The sequence below is a fragment of the Marilutibacter penaei genome, assembly GCF_014145395.1.
GTDB lineage: Bacteria > Pseudomonadota > Gammaproteobacteria > Xanthomonadales > Xanthomonadaceae > Marilutibacter > Marilutibacter penaei.
Window position 1 is genome coordinate 145,319 of the sequence record NZ_JACHTE010000006.1, and the last position, 19,996, is coordinate 165,314.

Consider the following 19,996-nt stretch of genomic DNA (forward strand, 5'->3'; position numbering starts at 1 on the left):
TATTCACAATGAACTGTCCATGCACCCGGGCGCGGGCATGCCGGTCTGCGGTCCACGGCATGCATGCGCGCCTGGCCATCCCCCGGGAGGCAACGTTGTACGTGGCGACGTCGGTGCGGAATCGATCGGGCTCGACGGGCGGATCCGCTGGATGCGGTCCCCTGCCCTGTTCGACTAAGACACGGACGCGATGGCCCGGTCAAATCAAATAGTTCTCATCCCCCGGGCGGGGCGGGCGGGCCGGCCCCGCGCCGACGTCATGTTGCGATGCAGCATCCGGGCTGCGCCGGGCCGGGGCGTCCAGCACCAGCCAGCATGCCGCCGCGGTCATCGCGTCGCCCAGCGCGGAATGCCGCGCGAGCATGGGAACGCCGAGTGCGGCGGCCATGTGCTCGAAATCCACCTCTCCGCCGATCGCGTCGGGCTGGCGGTGGCGCGCGCGCGCGCGGAAGCGATCGACCAGGTCGATGCGGCGATGGGGCAGCCGGAAGCCCGTGATCGTGGGCACCACGCGGTCCAGCATCGCGATGTCGAAACCGATCCGGTAGCCCACCAGCACGCGTGGCCCCAGCCAGTGGAGCAGCGCCGCGACCGCGTCGTGCAATGCGACGCCGTGCTCGAGGTCCTGCGGACGCAGGCGGTGGTGACGGATCGCATCCAGGTCGGGCGGGGCATCGGTCGGGTCCGGCCGGACCAGGGCCTCGAAGCGCGCGCCCAGCTGGATCCGGCGGCCGGCGATCGGCACCGCGGCGATGCTGAGGATGCGGTCGCGGCGGGGGTCGAGGCCGGTGGTCTCCAAATCCAGGGACACCCATTGGCTTGCCGGCGGCGGCGCCAGCAACGCCGCCCAGGGTCCGCGGCGGTGGCGGTGGCGATCGCGCCAGACGCGCAGGGCCCGCATCATCCGGCCCTCAGGTGGAAGCTGTCGCGCACGTGATCCTTGAATGCATTGACCACGCGGAAGGCGTCGCGGAGCAGTTCGCGGTCGAGTCGCCGCAGGCTGGCCGGATGCACCCGGTTGTCGACGGGCTCGCCGGCGGCCAGCGCCTGCAGCTGTGCCCCCAGCCGCAGGCGCAGGAACACCGCCAGGGCCTGCGGCAGGTCGCGACCGAGCTCGCTCGAGAGTGCGCCGGCCGCACGCAGCGCCTCGCAGCGGTCGAAGGTGTTGTGCCGCCTCACGCCATGGCGCAGCGCGAGGACGCGGATGCCGTGCACGATGGGGAAGACGCCCCCCTTCTTGAGGTCCATGCCCGCGCCGCCGTCGCGCATGCGCCCGAACAGGTCCAGCGGCGTGGAAAACTCCAGGGTCGCGCGGGCCAGCGCCCGCAGCAGCAGCTCGTCCCGGCCCAGGGCGTGAAGCGCGTCTTCGACGCCCGCGAACAGCGCGGTGTTGCCAGCGACCGGTCGCGCGTCGAGCATGATCGACAAGGCCATCGCGTGGGCGCCGTCGGGCTCCCGCGCCCAGCCCGCGATGCGTTCGCGCCAACGACGTTCCGGCATCCGCCAGTCGGGACGCGTGGCCATCACCCCGCCCGGGCACGGCGGGTAGCCGATGTCGCGAAGGGCTTCGCCGAACCGCGCCATCGCCGCCGGCAGGCCGTCCCAATCGTGGCCATCCGCGATGACCAGGGCGTTGTCCTGGTCCGTCTTGAGGATCTGCTCGCGGCGACCCTCGCTGCCGAGCACCAGCAGGCACAACGCGTCGCGGCGGTCGGCCGGCACCACGGCGTCGAAGACGCGCGCCAGGATGCGGCTGTTCAGGGCGGAGACCAGCTCCATCAGATAACTCATGCGAGCGCCCTGGGCGTGCAACTGGCGCACCAGCGCGGTCATCCCGCGTGCGGCCTCGGCCACGTCGTCCAGGCTTCGCGCCCGCTCCAGGCGCAGCTGGATGAGATGGGAATGGCTGGTGTAGTGGGCCAACACCTCGGCCATCCCGAGCGTCCCCAGCAGGTTGCCATCCCCGTCGTCCCGCACCGGGACCCGTTCGATGCCGTGCTCGGTCATCGTCACCAGGGCCTGGAACAGGACGTCCCGGGCGCGCACTTCGATCAGCGGCCGCCGGGCGAGTGGCCCCACGGCAGCGTCGCGCCCCTGGGCTTCCAGCGCCATCGCCTCCAGCAGGTCGGTACGGGTGACGATGCCTGGACCGTCGTCGCGCCCGCGGCGACCCTCGACCAGCAGGCAGTCCACCCGTGCTTCGCGCAACCGCTGCGCGGCTTCCTGGATCGTGGTGGTGGCGGGCACCTGCACGGCCGGCGCCAGATGGGCGTCGCGGACCCGGGTCAACATCAGCTGCGACAGTTCGGACGGCTGTTGTTCGTCGGCCGCGACGCGGCGCTTCAGGGCCAGGCCTTCATGGAACCAGGCAGCGAACCGCGGGTGGGCGTCCAGCAGCTCGCGGAACAGCGCCGCCGGGATCAGGAAGTCGAGCACGTCCTCGACCGCCTGGTACCGGTGCCGGGCCCGTCCCGCGATGACCGCCCATGCCCCGAACATGTCGCCGCTGTCGAAGTCGGCGAACAGCCGCGCGCCCTCCGCGTGGAGGTCCCAGGCCCGCACCACCCCTTTCAGGATCACGTGCACGTGGGACGAGGCGGTGCCGGCCTCCAGGATGACCTCGCCGGCGGGGTGGAAGCCCATGTCTACGCTGCGCTGCAGCCGCCGCCGTGCCGCCGCGTCGAGCAGGTCGAACGGCGGGGCGTCCAGGTCGAGGCCGGGAAGCGGTTCCATGGCCGCAGCCTGCCACGGCGGTCCCGGCAACACATCCGGACTTTCGATGCAGGCGCCGCACGTAAGAACGCCCCGGCAGGGGACCGGGGCGTCAAGGGCCGGCGATCCGGCGCAATCGAGCCTAGTCCGGGCCCGGAAAGAGAGGTGATGCCGACGCACGCCCGCAGGCATGGCCGGCCCCGGTGGGTCTCGCGACGAGCGCTCTGTCGGCCTCCATCGCGTCCCCCGGGTGGCAAGCGTCCTTTTCCGGGGCGCTGCGTGAGCGGCATTCCCGGAAAAGCAGGCATCCGTGCCCATCGTTTCCGTGGGAGGGCCGGGGCCGTCGCGTCCCGCGACCGCCCCGGCCGGAAATCCATTCCCGAAGATTCCTGGGCCACCGCATCCGTGTGGGTGGCAGGCGGCCTTCACGTGGGGCCTGATGCATGGGTCAGGCGGGTCATGCGTGAAGTCCGGGACCAGATGTACGCCGGTCACCCCTCCGTAAACTTCTACGGCGTATTCAAATACTTCTAAAAAACCCCTCTTTTCTTACATTTTGTCTATATGGACGCGACAGACACGGCATCTTTGTAGAATATGTTCTGAATCTGGAACGATGGGGTCGCGTTCGGCCCGGCACGTCAGGCCCCCATGCCGCCGCTACAGGGCGATGCGCCGGCCCATCGTGCCGCCCGGTGAACGAGGTGCCCGGCGCGACCGTTTCGACGACGCTGCGATCCGCGCGGGCCCGGTCTACACTCGGCGCACTCGAACGGGGGAGGGTGCCGGTGATCGCGGGCTGGGTGCTGCTGCTGGTTTCACTGGGCTACGTGGTGCTGCTGTTCGCGGTGGCCCACGTCGGCGACCGGCCGCATGGCTGGATGGCGCGGCATCGCTGGCTGCGCCCGGCCGTGTACTCGCTGGCCCTGGCCGTGTACTGCTCCTCCTGGACCTTCTACGGCGCGGTGGGCACGGCCGCGCGGACCGGCATGGGCTTCCTGCCGATCTACCTGGGGCCGCTGCTGCTGCTGTTCTTCGCCTGGCGGATCCTCGAACGGCTGGTGCTGATCTCGGGCGAGCACCGCATCGTGTCGATCGCCGACTTCCTGTCCTCGCGCTATGGGCGGGCGCCGGGCCTGGCGGCGCTCGTGGCGCTGCTGGCGCTGGTCGCGGCGGTGCCTTACGTCGCCCTGCAGTTCAAGGCGGTGGCGATGAGCGTGGACGTGCTGGCCGGGCTGCCCGCAAACGCGCCGCCCCTCTCGGACCCCGCCTTCTACACGGCCATCCTGCTGGCGGTGTTCGCGATCCTGTTCGGCACGCGGCAGATCGATGCCACCGAACACCACCGGGGCATGGTGCTGGCGGTGGCACTGGAATCGGTGGTGAAACTGGTGGCGTTCGTGGCCATCGGCACGTTCGCGCTGGCCCACCTGCCCGGCACCGGCCACCTCGGCCAGCGCATGGTGCAGGCCGCGGACGTGGTGCTCGCTCCCGGCCTGCCGACCGGCTTCGTTGCCCAGACCCTGCTCGCGTTCACCGCCATCCTGTGCCTGCCTCGGCAGTTCCACATGGCGGTGGTCGAATGCCAGAACCCGGCCGATGCCCGCACCGCGCGATGGTTGTTCGGGGCCTACCTGGCCGTGATCAGCGTCCTGGTGGTGCCGATCACCCTCGCCGGCCAGTCGGTGCTGTCCGGCACCGGCGTCTCGCCCGACAGCTACGTGCTGGCCCTGCCCCTGGCGCTGGACCAGGAACTGCTGGCGATGGTCGTGTACATCGGCGGTTTCTCCGCCGCCACCGGCATGGTCATCGTCACCAGCGTCGCGTTGGCGACCATGGTCAGCAACGACCTGGTGATGCCGCTGCTGCTGCGCGCCGGGCACCTGCACCAGACCCCGGCGATCGACCGCCAGGTCCTGTGGGTCCGCCGGCTGACCATCGTGATGCTGGCGATGCTGGCCTACGCCTACCACCGCGGTGACCTGTTGCGCGACGGCAGCGACGCCGGGGGCCTGGCCCAGCACGGCCTGCTCGCGTTCGCCGCGGTCGCCCAGTTCGCCCCCGCGCTGATCGGCGGGCTGTACTGGCGCGGCGCCAGCCGGGTGGGCGCGTTCAGCGGCCTGGCCGCGGGCGCGCTGGTCTGGACCTACACGCTGCTCTTGCCGGCGCTGGCGCGGGGCGGCTGGTTCGCGGCCGACTGGATCGAGCAGGGCCCGTGGGGCGTGGCGTGGCTGCGTCCGGAACAGCTGTTCGGCCTGCAGGGCTGGGACCCGCTGACCCACGGCGTGTTCTGGTCCCTGCTGCTGAACGTCGGCGGCTTCGTCTTCATGTCGATGCGCAAGCGCCCCCGCCTGCAGGAGCAGCTGCTCGCGACCCCGTTCCTCGATCCCTATGCACAACGCCCGGCACTCGGCCCCGGAGGCTGGGCCGGCAGCGTGCGGGCCGGGGAACTGCTGGCGCTCGCCGAACGCATCGTCGGCGAGCGCCATGCCCGCCGGGCCTTCGAGGCGCATGCGGAACAGCAGGGCCACGCCTGGCAGCCCGGCCTGCCGGCCGACCGCGCGCTCGCGCAGTTCACCGAACGCCTGCTGGCCTCGGCGATCGGCGCGGCGTCCGCCCGCCTCACCCTCACCAGCGCATTGCGCGGGTCGGGCATGGAGCTGGGCGAGGTGGTGGCCCTGCTCGACGAAGCCAACCAGGAACTCCGATTCAACCGCCAGATCATGTCCACCACCCTGGAGAACATCAGCCAGGGCGTCAGCGTGGTCGATGCCGAACTCCGCCTGGTCGCCTGGAACCGCCAGTACCAGGAGCTCTACGACTATCCCGACGGCATGCTCTACGTGGGTCGGCCGGTCATCGAACTGCTGCGCTGGAACGCCGAGCGCGGCGAGATGGGCAACGGCGATGCCGACGCGCACGTGCAGCGTCGCATCGAGCACCTGCGTGCCGGACGGCCCTACGTGTTCGAGCGCCTGCGCGACAACGACCAGGTGGTCGAAGTCCGCGGCCGACCGCTGCCCGGCGGTGGCTACGTCACCAGCTACAGCGACATCACCGACTACAAGCGCGCCGAACAGGCCCTGCGGGAGGTGAACGAAACCCTCGAGCAGCGCGTCGAGCAGCGAACCCGCGAAGCCGAGGCCGCGCAGCAGTCCAAGACCCGCTTCCTCGCGGCGGTCAGCCACGACGTGCTGCAGCCGCTTAATGCCGCGCGCCTGTTCACCACCGCGCTGCGCGAGAGCAACGACAGCGACGAACAGGCGCGCCTCGCCGAACGCGTCGATGCCGCACTGCGCGCCGCCGAGGACCTGCTCGACGGCCTGCTCGACATCTCGCGCCTGGACGCGGGCGCATTGCGCCCGGAAATCACCGACTTCGATGTGAATGAACTGTTGCGCGAGCTCGTCGCGCAGTACGCACCGGTTGCGGCCAACCATCGCCTGCAGTTGCGCGTGCGCGCGCCGCAGCGCCCGCGCCCGGTGCGCAGCGATCGCCGCCTGCTCCGCCGCGCGCTGCAGAACTTCCTGGCCAATGCCTTGCGTTACACCCGCACCGGGGGGGTGCTGATCGCCGCCCGCGTGCGCGATGGCGCCATCGAGCTACAGGTCTGGGACACCGGCCCGGGCATCTCCGAGCACCACCTCACCCAGATCTTCGACGAGTTCCGGCGCTTCGATGCGCCCACCGAAGGGGGGGAGCGCGGCCTGGGCCTCGGCTTGTCGATCTGCCAGCGCATCGCGCGCACGCTCAACCACCCGCTGCGCGTGCGTTCTCGCGTGGGTGCGGGCAGCGTGTTCTCGATCACCGTGCCGTTCGGCCAGGGCCTGGCGCCGCCGGAGCCCGTGCCGGCCCGCACGCTGGGCGACACCGACGCGATCGCCGGCCTGCGCGTGCTGTGCGTCGACAACGACCGCGAAATCCTCGAGGGCATGCGCACCCTGCTGCAGCGCTGGGGCGCGATCGTGATCACCGCGGCGAACGTCGACGAGGCGATGCAGGCCGCTGGTGCCGACATCCCGCCCGATGTGGCCCTGGTCGACTACCACCTGCACGACCGGCTGGACGGGCTCGGCGTGATCGACGCGCTGCGCGCGAAGTTCGGGCCCGGCTTCCCGGCCGCACTGCTCACGGGCGATGGCTCAGACGCACTCAAGCACGCCGCGCGCGAGCACGACTGCCGGGTCCTGACCAAGCCGGTCAAGCCGGCGTCGATGCGTGCGTTCCTGGCCGCGCAGCGGCAGTCCAAGCGGGCCTGATGTCAGCCCGGCGCCGCCGCCATGCCAGCCGCGCCGCCGGGATGCAGTTCGACCCGGTCGCGTCCTTCACGCTTGCCGCGATACATGGCGGCGTCGGCATCGGAGAAAAGGCGCTCGAACTTGGGTCCGGAGCGCGACACCGAGGTGCAGCCGAAACTAGCGGTCACCACGTCCCGATAGCCGATCGCGCTGCCGTCGATCGCTGCAAGACCCTGCTGCAGCCGCTCGGCGATCCGGCGCGCCGCATGGACGTCTCCTCCGCACGAAAGCAGGCCAAACTCTTCACCGCCCAGCCGCCCGCACACGTCGCCATCCCCGCACACGCGCCGGCAGACTTTCGCCACCTCGACCAGCAGCCAATCGCCGGTTGCATGTCCGTGGTGATCGTTCACGTCCTTGAAATGATCGAGGTCGAACAGTACCAGCGCCGCATCCCGCCCTGAGCTCGTGCACTCGCGCAGCAGCGCTTCGGCGCGCTCCCTGAAATGGCGGCGATTGCTGATCCGGGTCAGGTCGTCGGTCTGCGCCTGAGAACGCAGCCTGCCCTGCAGCCGTTTGATCTTGTAGATCCACAAGACGATGGCCGCCAGCACCACGGTCAGGAGCGCCAAGGCGAGGCGAGTGTTCTGCTCCGACTTTCGAGCCACTTCCTGTTCCAGTGTGAGCACCTCGTTCTGCTTGCTCAGCAGCTCGATCGCCTGGTCCTTCTGGCGAACTTCGTTGCGGCTCTGCTGGAACGCCAGCTCCCGGACCATTACGTCGTCGAGGTAGGCCTTGTCTGCTTCCGCATAGCGGCGATGGTAATCGAGCGCAGCCGCGGTATCCCCGCTCTGGGACGCGGCTTCGTACAGTACCCACCAGGCCTGGACGCGTGGAAGCGATGCGCTGCTCGCGGCATCGACGTCGATGGCGGCGCGCGCGTGTCCGCGCGCCGCCTCAAGCTCGCCCGCTTGGAGCCGGGACGCGGCAAGCATCGAGTGGAACTCGCTGATCAGGCGCGGGTACCCGGCTGAACGAGCTCGCTCGAGCTCGGATTCAAGCAGCGCTTCCGCCGCGGCAGGCCTTCCATCGCTTACCAGCTGGCGCGCCGCGTCGAGGTGCAGGAAGCCCGCGAACACCTGTTCGCCGATCTCCTGGCACAGGTGAAGGGCCGCATCGAACTCCTCGCGCTCACGCGACCAGCGGCCGAGCGCTTGCAGCGCGGATAGGCGCTGCTGCATCCCGATGCAGCGCGTCCGGTCATCGATGTCGAGCGCAAGCAATCGATCAGCGTACTGGAGGCCCAGTTCGGGCTTCTCCAACTGGTTGTACAGCAGCGTCGCAACGGCCAATACGTTGCTTTGCTCTTCGACACCCAGTGTCTCGGTCTCGAGGATCGACAAGGCTGCGCCGAGATGCTCAAGGCCTGATGCGAAGCCGCGGGTCGCGGCAGAGGTGTTGGCGATCAGGAGCGAGGCGCGAAGCCTGATCCGCGGGTCCACCGCGCTGGAATGCAAGCCCTCCGCAATCCTGATCGATTCGTCGACGCGACCGCTGAATCCTTCACGGTAGGCCCGGAGCAGCTCGATGTGCTGCCGGTCCTTGAGCGAAGCACCCGCCATCGATTGCTCGAGCTGTTCCAGTGCGATGACGAACGCCTGTGGATCCGAGCTGCGCACAGCATCGATCTCGGCAATCCGTCCGGCCAGGTCCTGTTGGCCAAACAGCGGAAACGGGCTGGCGGCCACGGCGAGCAACACGGCGAGTTGTAGCGAGGGGCGGATCAGCATCACGCGTGTTCTTGAATCCAGGCATGCTGGTCGGGCTTTGTGCCACCACCGGAATGCATCCGGTGGTGGCGGGGGCGGGGCCCATACAACCGGTCGAACGTGGCGATCAGGCCGCGATCGATGCCTTCTCCTCGTCCGGTGCCTCGTCGGGCTCGGCGGGCTCGTCTTCGCGGGCAGGTGCGTCTTCTTCGGGTGAGAACAGGCCGCAGAAGACGATGGGAGGCGCAGCCGACAGGCGCGCGATCGCATTGGCTTCTCCGGTTGCGACGGCCTTGGCCGTCTCCGGGTCCAGTCCTGCAGCGCATGCCGCCGCCTCGACATCCACGCTGGATGCCAGTGCGGGGTTACGGCCCAGGGACTCCAGGAATTCCACGATGTTCGACATCAGACAGCTCCTTGTTCTCTCCAGTGGTGGGTGTCACACGGCGGCCGGGATGGCCTCCGAGCGTGCGAGGGCGTCGATGCGTGCCTGCATCGAAAGATCAGGTTGCAACGCAATGGCAGGCGGCAGCACAAGCGTACTGTGCGGATTCAACACCGCTGCCTCCAGCCGGTCCAGGCGGAGGCGCTCGATGCGGGGTGATCCGACCGGCAGGGTCGCGGCTTCGTAGACGATGATTTCGTGGTCTGCCGGATAGTCCTCGCGCAAGCGCTCGACCAGAAGTGCGCGCTGGGCCGGACCCGTCGAGAACCGCAGGCATTGGCGGTCACCCACCCAGCCCGCCTGCCACACGACGAGGTGCGCGGACGGATCGAGGCGACGGCGGTAAAGCAAGAGTTGACTGGCTTCGTGGTGCTGGCAGCCGAAGCGACCTGGATCGATGCCGAGGTCCGCGTAGAGGCAAGCCTCGGCGGACACGCCCGGTTCCATGTACGCGATGAAGCCTTCGGCTCGTGCCTGGGCGATCGCCTCGTGCGGCGCGCGCGCGAAAACGCCCGGGTGGCCATAAAAGGCACCGCAAACGAACCGGCCAGCGCGGACCGGCTCAAGCATGGCCTCGACCATCTGCCGGTAGGTCTCCCGTCGCGGCTTGCCTTCGGCGTAGTACACCTGCAGGCTGCGAACATCGTCGTTCATGCCTTGCAGCCACTGTTCGACGAGGGGGTCGGAGACGGCGGCGAAAACGACGTTTGCCTGTTCGACATGGCTGCGTGCACGGGGCCCGATATGGGCGCCGAGCATCATCCCCAGTCCGACACAGGCCAGCCTTCCGCCCGATCCATCCGCTGACGCGGCCATGCTCCCTCGCTCCCCGACGGCAGACCACGACGATACCCTGTCACCCCGCAGATGGAAATGCCGGCAGTCAAGGACGTGCGGCCCACTTCCAGCGCGACAGCTCCCAACGGCATGCGTCGGGCGCACGTGCTTTCCCCGTGACGCGGGCCAAGCCGAGCGGCGCGAACAGGCGGTCGATGATCCGGGCATGGTCGTCGTCTGGCCGTTCGCCGAAGACCAGGTCGATCCCGGGCGTCTCGAAGGCATGCTGGATCACTCGCCCGTATGCCTCGCGGGAGACGCGCCGGTTCCACCACTCCGGCAGCAGAAGCCCGCCCAGCTCCACGTCCGCGCCCGTACGCAAGAGACCGACGATGCCGATGCGATCGCCACTGTCGCGCGCACGGACCGACCAGTGCCTGTGGCCTGGCCGGTCCGTGCCGTTGAAGCGGGCGACGCGGCCGAACGCGCGCCGGGCACTGCCTTCGTCCAAGGGGGGCGCGATCCGGGCCATGACCTCCGCGCTGGTGTACAGCGTGAGATAGAGCGCTTCGTCGTCGGGATCGTCCGGACGAAGGAGTTCCAGGCGAAGTCGCCCCGTCTCGAGCGTTTCGCCGGGAGCCGCGCCCGGCGTCAGTCCAGCTCCTCCGGCGGCGGCGTGATCGCGCCCGGGTCGACCGCGAGGCGGCCGGCGATCAGCACGGCCTGGGTGCGGTTGTTGGCGCCGAGCTTGCGCAGGATCGCGGTGACATGCGCCTTGATCGTCGCTTCGGACACGCCGAGGTCGTAGGCGATCTGCTTGTTCAGTAGTCCCGCGCCCAGCATCTGCAGCACGCGGAACTGCTGGGGGGTCAGGTCGCGCAGGCGCTGGGCGGCATCGTGCTCGGCCTCGTCGGCGGGGGCGGCGGACAGCGCGGCCTCGGGCGCCCAGCGGTCGCCGTCGAGCACGGCGGTGATCGCCTCGCCCAGGGTGCCGGCATCGGCGGACTTGGGAATGAAGCCGACCGCGCCGTGGTCGAGCGCGCGGCGCATGACCGCGGGCTCTTCCCGCGCGGAGACCACGACGATCGGCAGTTGCGGGTGCAACGCGCGCAGGTGGACGAGGGCGCTGAAGCCCTGGGCGCCGGGCATGTTGAGGTCGAGCAGGAGCAGGTCGGCGTCGGGCTCGTCCTCGACCAGGGCGTAGAGCGAGTCGACGCCGTCGGCCTCGCGCAGGCGGGCGTCGGGCAGCACGCGCGCGACGGCGCCGCGGAGGGCTTCGCGGAACAGCGGATGATCGTCGGCGACGATGACGGTGGGCATGGGGGGGCTGGGCATCGGGGGCCTTGGAAGCGACAACATACCCCGCGATCGCGGGGTCCGTGGGGGTGGGGGCGGCGGTGCCGGCATTCAACGGCACCGCCGGGTGGCCCCGTCGGGGCCAATACGGTCAGGCGTCGCGGCGTTCCTTGACCAGCGAATCGACCACCGACGGATCCGCCAGGGTCGAGGTATCGCCGAGCTGGTCGGGCGCATTCTCGGCGATCTTGCGCAGGATGCGGCGCATGATCTTGCCCGAACGCGTCTTCGGCAGGCCGGGTGCCCACTGCAGGTGGTCCGGCGTGGCGATCGGGCCGATCTCCTTGCGCACGTGCGCGACGAGTTCCTTGCGCAGTTCTTCGCTGCTGGCCTCGCCGGCGATCAGGGTGACGTACGCGTAGATGCCCTGGCCCTTGAGGTCGTGCGGGAAGCCGACCACCGCCGCTTCGGCGACCTTCGGGTGGCTGACCAGCGCGCTCTCCACCTCGGCGGTGCCGATGCGGTGGCCGCTGACGTTGATCACATCGTCGACGCGCCCGGTGATCCAGTAGTAGCCGTCGGCATCGCGACGGCAGCCGTCGCCGGTGAAGTACATGCCCGGATAGGCCTTGAAGTAGGTGTCGATGAAGCGTTGGTGGTCGCCGTACACCGTGCGCATCTGGCCCGGCCAGGAATCGAGCAGGACCAGGTTGCCTTCGGCCTCGCCCTCGAGGAAGGCGCCGTTGGCGTCGACCAGCGCCGGCTGCACGCCGAAGAAGGGCTTCGTCGCCGAACCGGGCTTGGCGTCGATCGCGCCGGGCAGCGGCGAGATCAGGATGCCGCCGGTCTCGGTCTGCCACCAGGTGTCGACCACCGGGCAGCGGCTGTCGCCCACGGTCTCGTAGTACCAGCGCCAGGCCTCGGGATTGATCGGCTCGCCGACCGTGCCCAGCAGGCGCAGCGAGGCACGCGAGGTGCGCTTCACCGGCTCGTCGCCATCGCGCATCAGGGCGCGGATCGCGGTCGGCGCGGTGTAGAACAGGGTGACCTGGTGCTTGTCGATCACCTCCCAGAAGCGCGAGACGGTGGGGTAGTTCGGCACGCCTTCGAACACCACCGCGGTCGCGCCGTTCGCCAGCGGCCCGTAGACGATGTAGCTGTGCCCGGTGACCCAGCCGACGTCGGCCGTGCACCAGTACACGTCGTCCTCGCGCAGGTCGAACACGCACTCGTGGGTGTAGCTGGCGTAGGCGAGGTAGCCGCCGGTGGTGTGCAGCACGCCCTTCGGCTTGCCGGTGCTGCCGGAGGTGTAGAGGATGAAGAGCGGGTCCTCGGCATTCATCCGTTCGGGTTCGCAGGTGTCGGGCTGGCCCTCGACCACCGCGTCGTACCAGCGGTCGCGCGGCATCTGCATGTCGACCGCGCCGCCGGTGTGGCGCACGACGAGGACGGTCTCGACCGAGTTCGTGCCCGGCAGCTTCAGGGCCTCGTCGACGTTCGCCTTCAGCGGGATCTTCTTGCTGCCGCGCAGGCCTTCGTCGGCGGTGATGACGAGCTTGCTGCCGCAGTCCGCGACGCGGTCGGCGATCGAGTTCGGCGCGAAGCCGCCGAACACCACCGAGTGCACCGCGCCGACGCGTGCGCAGGCGAGCATCGCCACGACCGCCTCGACGATCATCGGCAGGTAGATCGTGACCCGGTCGCCCTTCTGCACGCCGAGCGCGCGCAGGGCATTGGCGAGGCGGCACACGCGTGCATGCAGTTCGCGGTAGCTCACGCGCTTCGAAGGCGTGTCCGGATGGTCCGGTTCGAAGATCAGCGCGGTCTTGTCGCCGCGCGTGGCCAGGTGGCGGTCGAGGCAGTTGACGCTCGCATTGAGCTCACCGTCCTCGTACCAGCGGATGTGGAAATCCTCGACCGCGAAGCTCACGTCCTTGATCTTCGTGGGCGCCTTGAACCAGTCGAGGCGCTGGGCGACCTGCTTCCAGAAGGCCTCCGGGTCGGTCACCGAGGCGTCGTAGAGGCGCGCATAGTCATCCCGCCCGATCCGCGCGTTCGCGGCGAAGTCGTCGGGGACCGGATACAGGGCATTGGGGTGGTTCATGCGGCGCTCCATTGGCGTGAATTCGTGTTGCAGTGCGGCGTAAATGTCCCGCCGGACATGCAGTTTGACGCATCGTTCCGCGTCGCCGGTATGGATTCCGTTAGACCTTGGTCGAAAAATCACCGCCGTGGCGGCAGTGCACCGCTGTTTACGACCAATGGCGAATGGTTCCGCCTGAATCGGCGCGCGCAGGCTGCCTCCACCGTGCACAGACACGGGCATTCCTGGGAGGGAATCATGTCGATACGCAACGCATCGTGCAGTCGTGCCGGTGGTTCGCCGGCATTGGTCCGCCGGCGACCGCTGGCCGCGGCCATCGTCCTGGGTCTGTTGCTACCGCTGGGCGCACAGGCGCAGACCGCGAAAGAGATCGAACTGGAGGCGCGCGTCGCCGAACTCGAACGCATGGTCCAGCAGCTGGTGGAACAGCAGGCCGCGCCGACCGCCACGCCCGCACCGGTGGCGCCCGTGGGCGTCGCGCCCGCGGCGACCAGCCCGGCGCAGGCGGAAGCCACGCCGGCGATCCAGACGCAGCCCATCCTGACCGGCAGCCCGGAGGGCGCACGCTTCTCCTACGGCGGTTTCATCAAGCTGGACGCGATGACCACCGACACCAGCGACGGCGAGATCGTCGACGGTTCGGCCGGCCGCCTGTTCTACGTGCCGAGCACGATCCCGGTCACCGCCAACGGCGCGGAGCCCGACAGCGACCCGTACACCGACTTCACCGCGCAGTTCTCGCGCTTCTGGTTCGCGGCCGACTACACCAGCGACGAGGGCGACAAGTTCCGCGGCTACATCGAGGCCGACCTGTTCGGTGGCGGCAGCAACAACATCGGCAACGAGACCTCGACCAACACGCACGGCATCACCATCCGCCATGCCTTCGTGACCTGGAACAACTGGCTGGCCGGCCAGACCTGGACCAACTTCCAGGACACCGCGTCGCTGCCCGACACGGTGGACTTCCTCGGCGTCACCGACGGCACGATCTTCGTCCGCCAGGCCCAGATCCGCTACACCAACGGCCCGTGGTCGTTCTCGGCCGAGAACCCGCAGACCCTGCTCAACGCCTACCAGGGCACCGCGCGCGGCAACACCGGCGACGGCGTCGTCCCGGACGTGACCGGTCGCTGGACCACCAAGGGCGACTGGGGCCATCTGAGCGTCGCCGGCATGCTGCGCCAGTTCAAGAACGACGACGAGACCGCGGGCGGCGGTGCCGTCAGCGTCGCCGGCAAGTTCAACCTCGGCGCCAGCGACGACATCCGCTACATGGTCAACGCCGGCCAGGGCATCGGCCGCTACATGGCGTTCGGCATGGGAGCCGACGTGGTGGCCGACGCCGATGGCGACATCGAGCCGATCACCGCCTATGGCCTGTTCGCCGGCTGGCGGCACGTGTTCAGCCCGAGCCTGCGCGGCAACCTGATCTACTCGGCCGCCCACTACGACAACGACCCCAGCCTGACCGGCTATGGCGTCACCGAACGCTCGCAGTCGATCCGCGCCAACCTGATCTACACGCCGTTCCCGAAGCTGGATATCGGCGCCGAGCTCAGTTACGGCGAACGCATGCTCGAGGACGACCGCGAGGGCGACCTCAAGCGCATCCACACCACCGTCAAGTACAGCTTCTGAGCAACGGGGAGGCAGCACCATGTCTGGCAAGCACATCAACGCCAAGGAGTACTGGCGGAAGAACCTGCGGCTGATGGCGATCCTGCTCGCCATCTGGGCGCTGGTGTCGTTCGGCGCCGGGATCCTGTTCGCGGACGCCCTGAACAACATCCGCTTCATGGGCTTCAAGCTGGGCTTCTATTTCGCCCAGCAGGGCTCGATCTACGTATTCGTGCTGATCACGTTCTATTACGCGTGGCGCATGAACCGACTCGAGCGCGAGCTCGACCTGCACGAAGACTGAGGGGCGACCATGTCTGTTCAAGCCTGGACCTACCTGCTCGTCGGCCTCAGCTTCGCGCTGTACATCGGCATCGCGATCTGGAGCCGCGTGGCGAGCACCAAGGAGTTCTACGTCGCCGGTGGCGGCGTCCACCCGGTCGCCAATGGCATGGCGACCGCGGCCGACTGGATGAGCGCCGCGTCGTTCATCTCGATGGCCGGCCTGATCTCGTTCATGGGCTACGACGGCGCCGTGTACCTGATGGGCTGGACCGGCGGCTACGTGCTGCTGGCCCTGCTGCTGGCGCCGTACCTGCGCAAGTTCGGCAAGTTCACCGTGCCGGACTTCGTCGGTGACCGCTACTACTCCGACGTGGCGCGACTGGTCGCGGTGGTGTGCGCGATCTTCGTGTCCTTCACCTACGTCGCCGGGCAGATGCGCGGCGTCGGCATCGTGTTCAGCCGCTTCCTCGAGGTGGACATCACGACCGGCGTCATCATCGGCATGGCGATCGTGTTCTTCTACGCCGTGCTCGGCGGCATGAAGGGCATCACCTACACGCAGGTGGCGCAGTATTGCGTGCTGATCTTCGCGTTCATGGTGCCGGCGATCTTCATCTCGATGATGATGACCGGCCACGTGATCCCGCAGATCGGCTTCGGCAGCGAGCTGGCGGATGGCTCGGGCATGTACTTGCTCGACAAGCTCGACGGGTTGAGTACGGAGCTCGGATTCGCACCCTATACAGAGGGCAGCAAATCGACCATCGACGTCTTCGCGATCACCCTGGCGCTGATGGTCGGCACCGCGGGCCTGCCGCACGTGATCGTCCGGTTCTTCACGGTGCCGAAGGTGCGCGACGCGCGCCGTTCGGCCGGCTGGGCGATCCTGTTCATCGCGCTGCTGTACACGACCGCACCGGCGGTGGCGAGCTTCGCCCGCGTCAACATGATCCAGACCATCAACGGCCAGGACATGCAGGGCACCGAGTACGCGACCGCGCCCAGCTGGATCAAGAACTGGGAGAAGACCGGGCTGATCACCTGGGAAGACAAGAACAACGACGGCCGGATGTTCTACGCCAAGGACGACCGCAACGAGATGACGATCGACCGCGACATCATGGTCCTCGCCAACCCGGAGATCGCGCGCCTTCCGGCGTGGGTGATCGCACTGGTCGCGGCGGGCGGTCTCGCGGCGGCGCTCAGCACCGCGGCGGGCCTGTTGCTGGTGATCTCGGCGGCGATCTCGCATGACCTGATGAAGAAGGTGCTGATGCCGGACATCACGGAGAAACAGGAGCTGATGTACGCACGCATCGCGGCGGGTGCGGCGGTGGTGGTGGCCGGGTTGCTGGGCATCTATCCACCGGGCTTCGTGGCCGAGGTGGTGGCCTTCGCGTTCGGCCTGGCGGCCGCCTCGTTCTTCCCGGCGATCGTGCTCGGCATCTTCGACAAGCGCACGAACATGCAGGGAGCGGTGTCGGGCATGCTGGTCGGCCTGGCGTTCACGGTCTGCTACATCGTGTACTTCAAGGGCGTGTTCATGGCGCCGATGGCGGAGAACATCCCGGAGAACTGGCTGTTCGGGATTTCGCCGGAAGGCATCGGCGTGATCGGCATGCTGTTGAACTTCGTGATCTCCTTCGTGGTGTCGCGCATGACGCCGCCGCCGCCGCAGGAGGTGCAGGACCTGGTCGACGAGATCCGCGTGCCGCGCGGTGCGGGACAGGCCACCGCGCACTGACGTTTTCTCCAGAGCCGCGTGCTCTCTCCACGGCCCGCCATCGTCCTGATGGCGGGCTTTTTCTTGGCTACTCGCGACGAAGCCGGTGGCCGTTTCAAAAGCGTCCGAAGCCCGGAACTCCACGGTCGCGGAAGGCGCCGGTCGACGGGATGGGGGTTGCGGAGAGCCGGACAGGACGTCCGGCGACCCGACCTAAAGACAGGACGTCGTCAGGAGGGCGTAGCAACCCCCATCCCGGCGGGCGGCGACTCCTTCCGAAGCCGCCCCTTCCGAAGCCACTCCACGTCACCCAGGAAAAGCGCCTTCCCGATGCCGCTCAGAGCGGCGGCGCGGACAGCTCGCGTGCGTCGAGGTAGCCGTTGCGGTCCTGGTCCTGGCGGTTGAACGTCCGGGCCAGCTTCGCGCGGTGCTCGACCAGGCTGACCGGCTTGCCGCGTCCGCCCGGCAACTCGTCCGGCGTGAGCGTGCCATCGCCGTTCGCATCCATGCGTTCGAAGGCGTAACTCATCCACGCCTGGTATTCCTCCAGGGACACCCGGCCATCGCCGTCGGTGTCCATCCGCTGCAGGTAGTCACTGGTGGCCTGCACCTGCGCCTGCGCGGCGCAGACGGCCAGCAACAGGAACGGGGTGGCAAGAAGTAGGCGTGTGCGTGGCATGCGGGCAGGCTACCCCACGGGAGCGCGTGCGCGCATGAAAAAGGCCCGCAACACGTGCGGGCCCCGGGAGCGTATCAGGTGGCGTTCAGCGCCGTGCGGGCGCCAGCGCGTAGCCCTTGAGCCGATGCGAGAACGCCTGGAGGGCCTGGATCCCGCTCGCTTCCGCGTCCGCGCACCAGGCGTGCAGGCGCTGCAGCGTGGCCTGGGCATCGTGCGAGCGGTCGTCGAGCACCTGCGCGAGGCGTTGGCGATGCTCGGCCAGCGTGGCCATCTTGGGCCGCTCGGCCAGCCAGGCCTGCAGGCGTGCGCGCTTGCCGTCGTCCAGCCAGCGGCCGCCGTCGGCCAGTCCCTTGCGGAGGGGGCGCGGCAGCGTGTCGCGGCCTTCGCGCAGGGTCGGCAGGGTGACGTTGCGGTAGAAGTCGGTCATCGCCTGGAAACGGATCGCCAGCAGCGCCTTCAGGGTCTCGCCGTCGGGCATCGCGATGTTCGGGCGCACGTCCAGGGTGGGCGCCACGCGCAGGACCTTCGCCAGGCGCAGCTTCTCGAACACGCGGATGGTGGCCCAGCCGATGTCGAACTCGAAGCGGCGCAGCGCGAACTTCGCCGAGCTCGGGAAGGCGTGGTGGTTGTTGTGCAGCTCCTCGCCGCCGATCCACACGCCCCACGGGGTCAGGTTGGTCGAGGTGTCCGCGCTCTCGAAGTTGCGGTAGCCCCACCAGTGGCCCAGGCCATTGACCACGCCTGCCGCCCAGAACGGGATCCACGCCATCTGCAGCGCCCAGATCGCCACGCCGGCGAAGCCGAACAGCGCGAAACTGATGAACAGCAGCAGGGTGGGGCCCATCGTCGCGTGCGGGGTGTAGAGGTGGCGCTCGATCCAGTCGTCGGGGCAGCCCTTGCCGTACTTCTCGATCGATTCGCGATCGCTGCGCGCTTCGCGGTAGAGCTCGACGCCACGCCAGAACACGGTCTTGATGCCCTTCACCTGCGGGCTGTGCGGGTCTTCCTCGGTCTCGCACTTCGCGTGGTGCTTGCGATGGATCGCCGCCCACTCGCGCGTGATCATCGAGGTGGTCAGCCAGCTCCAGAACCGGAACACGTGGGCGACGGCCGGATGGAAGTCGACCGAGCGGTGCGCCATCGAGCGGTGCAGGTACAGCGTCACCGAGAAGATGGTGAGCTGGGTGGCGACCAGGAAGTAGATCACCAGCGTGCCGAAACCGGCCTGCAGCAGTCCGCCGGCGAGGAAGTCGAGCAGTGAAGCGGGCATTTCAAACTCCGGGGACCGCGGTCCTGTTGGGCGAGGCCGGCCGCGGCGCGGCCGGACAGCGGGCGCGGGTGCATGCGCCCGGGGCCATCATGCCATCCGGACCTGTCCGTTCGCGCCCGTATGGGCAGGGTGTGTACAGGTAACGACGTGGGGCGCATCGGGGCGGAACACAAGCCGATCCGCCGCCCGCCGGTCCCGGCCCGTGCAGGCCGCGATCGCCTTCCAGTACCCTTCGCGGATGCCCGAGCTGCCCGAAGTCGAAACCACCCGTGCCGGCCTGGCGCCGCACGTGGAGGGCCGGCGCGTGGTGGCCGTGACCCTGCGCCGCCCCGACCTGCGATGGCCCATTCCGCCGCAGGTGGCGGCATCCCTGCCGGGACAGCGGATCGCGGCCGTCCGGCGGCGCGCCAAGTACCTGTTGCTGGACACCGCCGCGGGGAGCGCCCTGCTCCACCTGGGCATGTCCGGAAGCCTGCGCGTGCTGCCGGGAGACACCCCCGTGCGGGCGCACGACCATGTCGACATCGTCCTGGACGACGGGCGGGTGCTGCGCTTCAACGACCCGCGCCGGTTCGGCTGCCTGCTGTGGCAGCCGCCGGGGGCGCTGCATCCGCTGCTGGCCACGCTGGGACCGGAGCCGCTGTCCGCGGCCTTCGACGGTGCCCATCTGTTCGCGCTCAGCCGGGGCCGCAAGGCGGCCGTGAAGACCTTCCTGATGGACCAGGCGGTGGTCGTGGGGGTGGGCAACATCTATGCCGCCGAGGCGCTCTTCGCCGCCGGCATCTCGCCGCTGCGCGAAGCGGGCAAGGTGTCCCGGGCCCGTTACGAACGCCTGGCGGACGAGGTCAAGCGCGTGCTCGCGCATGCCATCGCCCGGGGCGGCACCACCCTGCGCGACTTCATCAGCCCGGACGGTGCCCCGGGCTACTTCGAACAGGAACTGGCCGTGTACGGTCGCGCCGGCGGCGCCTGCACCGTCTGCGGCAGCCGCCTGCGGCATGCGTCGGTGGGCCAGCGCGCCACCGTGTGGTGCCCGCGCTGCCAGCGCTGAAACGGCGTGGAACAGGCGGATCGGACC

Annotated in this window: 15 protein-coding genes; 5 read left to right on the forward strand and 10 right to left on the reverse strand. The window is 69.1% G+C overall.

What is annotated here, in order from left to right; translation table 11 throughout:
• Positions 1 to 199 precede the first annotated feature (199 nt).
• Both H4F99_RS09700 and H4F99_RS09705 read right to left on the reverse strand, forming a co-directional pair.
• On the reverse strand, positions 200 to 904 hold the full coding sequence (locus H4F99_RS09700) for an exonuclease domain-containing protein (RefSeq protein WP_182669536.1): 705 nt from the start codon (positions 902 to 904) through the stop codon (positions 200 to 202).
• Positions 901 to 2,733, reverse strand: coding sequence for a putative nucleotidyltransferase substrate binding domain-containing protein (locus tag H4F99_RS09705; protein ID WP_182669537.1), 1,833 nt, complete (start codon positions 2,731 to 2,733; stop codon positions 901 to 903). Before H4F99_RS09705 ends, H4F99_RS09700 begins: the two co-directional genes overlap by 4 nt.
• 767 nt (positions 2,734 to 3,500) lie before the next feature.
• On the opposite strand from H4F99_RS09705, the gene H4F99_RS09710 reads away from it, so the two are divergent.
• Complete coding sequence (locus tag H4F99_RS09710) at positions 3,501 to 6,971, forward strand: NahK/ErcS family hybrid sensor histidine kinase/response regulator (protein ID WP_182669538.1); 3,471 nt, start codon at positions 3,501 to 3,503, stop codon at positions 6,969 to 6,971.
• 2 nt (positions 6,972 to 6,973) lie between these two features.
• On the opposite strand, the gene H4F99_RS09715 is transcribed toward H4F99_RS09710, so the two are convergent.
• The 6 genes from H4F99_RS09715 to acs all read right to left on the reverse strand — a co-directional run bounded on the left by H4F99_RS09715 (position 6,974) and on the right by acs (position 13,341).
• Entirely contained in the window at positions 6,974 to 8,740 is a 1,767-nt protein-coding gene (locus tag H4F99_RS09715) for a GGDEF domain-containing protein (protein WP_182669539.1), read from the reverse strand.
• Between the two features lie 106 nt (positions 8,741 to 8,846).
• Complete coding sequence (locus H4F99_RS09720; protein ID WP_182669540.1) at positions 8,847 to 9,125, reverse strand: hypothetical protein; 279 nt, start codon at positions 9,123 to 9,125, stop codon at positions 8,847 to 8,849.
• 33 nt (positions 9,126 to 9,158) lie between these two features.
• Positions 9,159 to 9,980, reverse strand: a complete 822-nt coding sequence (locus H4F99_RS09725; protein WP_182669541.1) for an SAM-dependent methyltransferase — start codon at positions 9,978 to 9,980, stop codon at positions 9,159 to 9,161.
• Between the two features lie 67 nt (positions 9,981 to 10,047).
• Complete coding sequence (locus H4F99_RS09730; protein ID WP_182669676.1) at positions 10,048 to 10,596, reverse strand: GNAT family N-acetyltransferase; 549 nt, start codon at positions 10,594 to 10,596, stop codon at positions 10,048 to 10,050.
• Positions 10,593 to 11,261: a response regulator transcription factor gene (locus tag H4F99_RS09735; protein ID WP_182669677.1), complete on the reverse strand. Its 669-nt coding sequence runs from the start codon at positions 11,259 to 11,261 to the stop codon at positions 10,593 to 10,595. The genes H4F99_RS09730 and H4F99_RS09735 overlap by 4 nt, the downstream gene beginning before the upstream one ends.
• A 127-nt stretch (positions 11,262 to 11,388) precedes the next feature.
• Positions 11,389 to 13,341, reverse strand: a complete 1,953-nt coding sequence (acs, locus tag H4F99_RS09740) for an acetate--CoA ligase (RefSeq protein ID WP_246371677.1) — start codon at positions 13,339 to 13,341, stop codon at positions 11,389 to 11,391.
• A 237-nt stretch (positions 13,342 to 13,578) separates the two neighbouring features.
• On the opposite strand from acs, the gene H4F99_RS09745 reads away from it, so the two are divergent.
• Genes H4F99_RS09745 through H4F99_RS09755 form a run of 3 tightly spaced genes read left to right on the forward strand, consistent with a single transcriptional unit; the run spans position 13,579 to position 16,990 of the window.
• Entirely contained in the window at positions 13,579 to 14,982 is a 1,404-nt protein-coding gene (locus tag H4F99_RS09745) for a DcaP family trimeric outer membrane transporter (protein ID WP_220481113.1), read from the forward strand.
• 19 nt (positions 14,983 to 15,001) lie between these two features.
• Complete coding sequence (locus H4F99_RS09750) at positions 15,002 to 15,265, forward strand: DUF4212 domain-containing protein (RefSeq protein WP_182669543.1); 264 nt, start codon at positions 15,002 to 15,004, stop codon at positions 15,263 to 15,265.
• Positions 15,266 to 15,274: 9 nt separating this feature from the next.
• Entirely contained in the window at positions 15,275 to 16,990 is a 1,716-nt protein-coding gene (locus H4F99_RS09755) for a sodium:solute symporter family protein (protein WP_182669544.1), read from the forward strand.
• Between the two features lie 316 nt (positions 16,991 to 17,306).
• On the opposite strand, the gene H4F99_RS09760 is transcribed toward H4F99_RS09755, so the two are convergent.
• Together H4F99_RS09760 and H4F99_RS09765 are read right to left on the reverse strand one after the other, a co-directional pair.
• Positions 17,307 to 17,648 carry an EF-hand domain-containing protein gene (locus tag H4F99_RS09760; protein WP_182669545.1) on the reverse strand — a complete coding sequence of 114 codons (342 nt, stop codon included), beginning with the start codon at positions 17,646 to 17,648 and terminating at the stop codon, positions 17,307 to 17,309.
• Positions 17,649 to 17,733: 85 nt separating this feature from the next.
• Positions 17,734 to 18,918, reverse strand: coding sequence for a DesA family fatty acid desaturase (locus H4F99_RS09765; RefSeq protein ID WP_182669546.1), 1,185 nt, complete (start codon positions 18,916 to 18,918; stop codon positions 17,734 to 17,736).
• A 238-nt stretch (positions 18,919 to 19,156) separates the two neighbouring features.
• Here H4F99_RS09765 and mutM point away from each other — a divergent pair, with 238 nt between their 5' ends.
• Positions 19,157 to 19,969, forward strand: a complete 813-nt coding sequence (mutM, locus tag H4F99_RS09770) for a bifunctional DNA-formamidopyrimidine glycosylase/DNA-(apurinic or apyrimidinic site) lyase (RefSeq protein ID WP_182669547.1) — start codon at positions 19,157 to 19,159, stop codon at positions 19,967 to 19,969.
• The last annotated feature ends 27 nt before the right edge of the window (positions 19,970 to 19,996 follow it).

Bases quoted from the DNA above. Each gene is read 5' to 3' on its own strand.
- H4F99_RS09700 (WP_182669536.1), bottom strand. From the start codon at position 904: ATGATGCGGGCCCTGCGCGTCTGGCGCGATCGCCACCGCCACCGCCGC.
- H4F99_RS09705 (WP_182669537.1), bottom strand. From the start codon at position 2,733: ATGGAACCGCTTCCCGGCCTCGACCTGGACGCCCCGCCGTTCGACCTG.
- H4F99_RS09715 (WP_182669539.1), bottom strand. From the start codon at position 8,740: ATGCTGATCCGCCCCTCGCTACAACTCGCCGTGTTGCTCGCCGTGGCC.
- H4F99_RS09720 (WP_182669540.1), bottom strand. From the start codon at position 9,125: ATGTCGAACATCGTGGAATTCCTGGAGTCCCTGGGCCGTAACCCCGCA.
- H4F99_RS09725 (WP_182669541.1), bottom strand. From the start codon at position 9,980: ATGGCCGCGTCAGCGGATGGATCGGGCGGAAGGCTGGCCTGTGTCGGA.
- H4F99_RS09735 (WP_182669677.1), bottom strand. From the start codon at position 11,261: ATGCCCACCGTCATCGTCGCCGACGATCATCCGCTGTTCCGCGAAGCC.
- acs (WP_246371677.1), bottom strand. From the start codon at position 13,341: ATGAACCACCCCAATGCCCTGTATCCGGTCCCCGACGACTTCGCCGCG.
- H4F99_RS09745 (WP_220481113.1), top strand. From the start codon at position 13,579: ATGTCGATACGCAACGCATCGTGCAGTCGTGCCGGTGGTTCGCCGGCA.
- H4F99_RS09750 (WP_182669543.1), top strand. From the start codon at position 15,002: ATGTCTGGCAAGCACATCAACGCCAAGGAGTACTGGCGGAAGAACCTG.
- H4F99_RS09755 (WP_182669544.1), top strand. From the start codon at position 15,275: ATGTCTGTTCAAGCCTGGACCTACCTGCTCGTCGGCCTCAGCTTCGCG.
- H4F99_RS09760 (WP_182669545.1), bottom strand. From the start codon at position 17,648: ATGCCACGCACACGCCTACTTCTTGCCACCCCGTTCCTGTTGCTGGCC.
- H4F99_RS09765 (WP_182669546.1), bottom strand. From the start codon at position 18,918: ATGCCCGCTTCACTGCTCGACTTCCTCGCCGGCGGACTGCTGCAGGCC.
- mutM (WP_182669547.1), top strand. From the start codon at position 19,157: ATGCCCGAGCTGCCCGAAGTCGAAACCACCCGTGCCGGCCTGGCGCCG.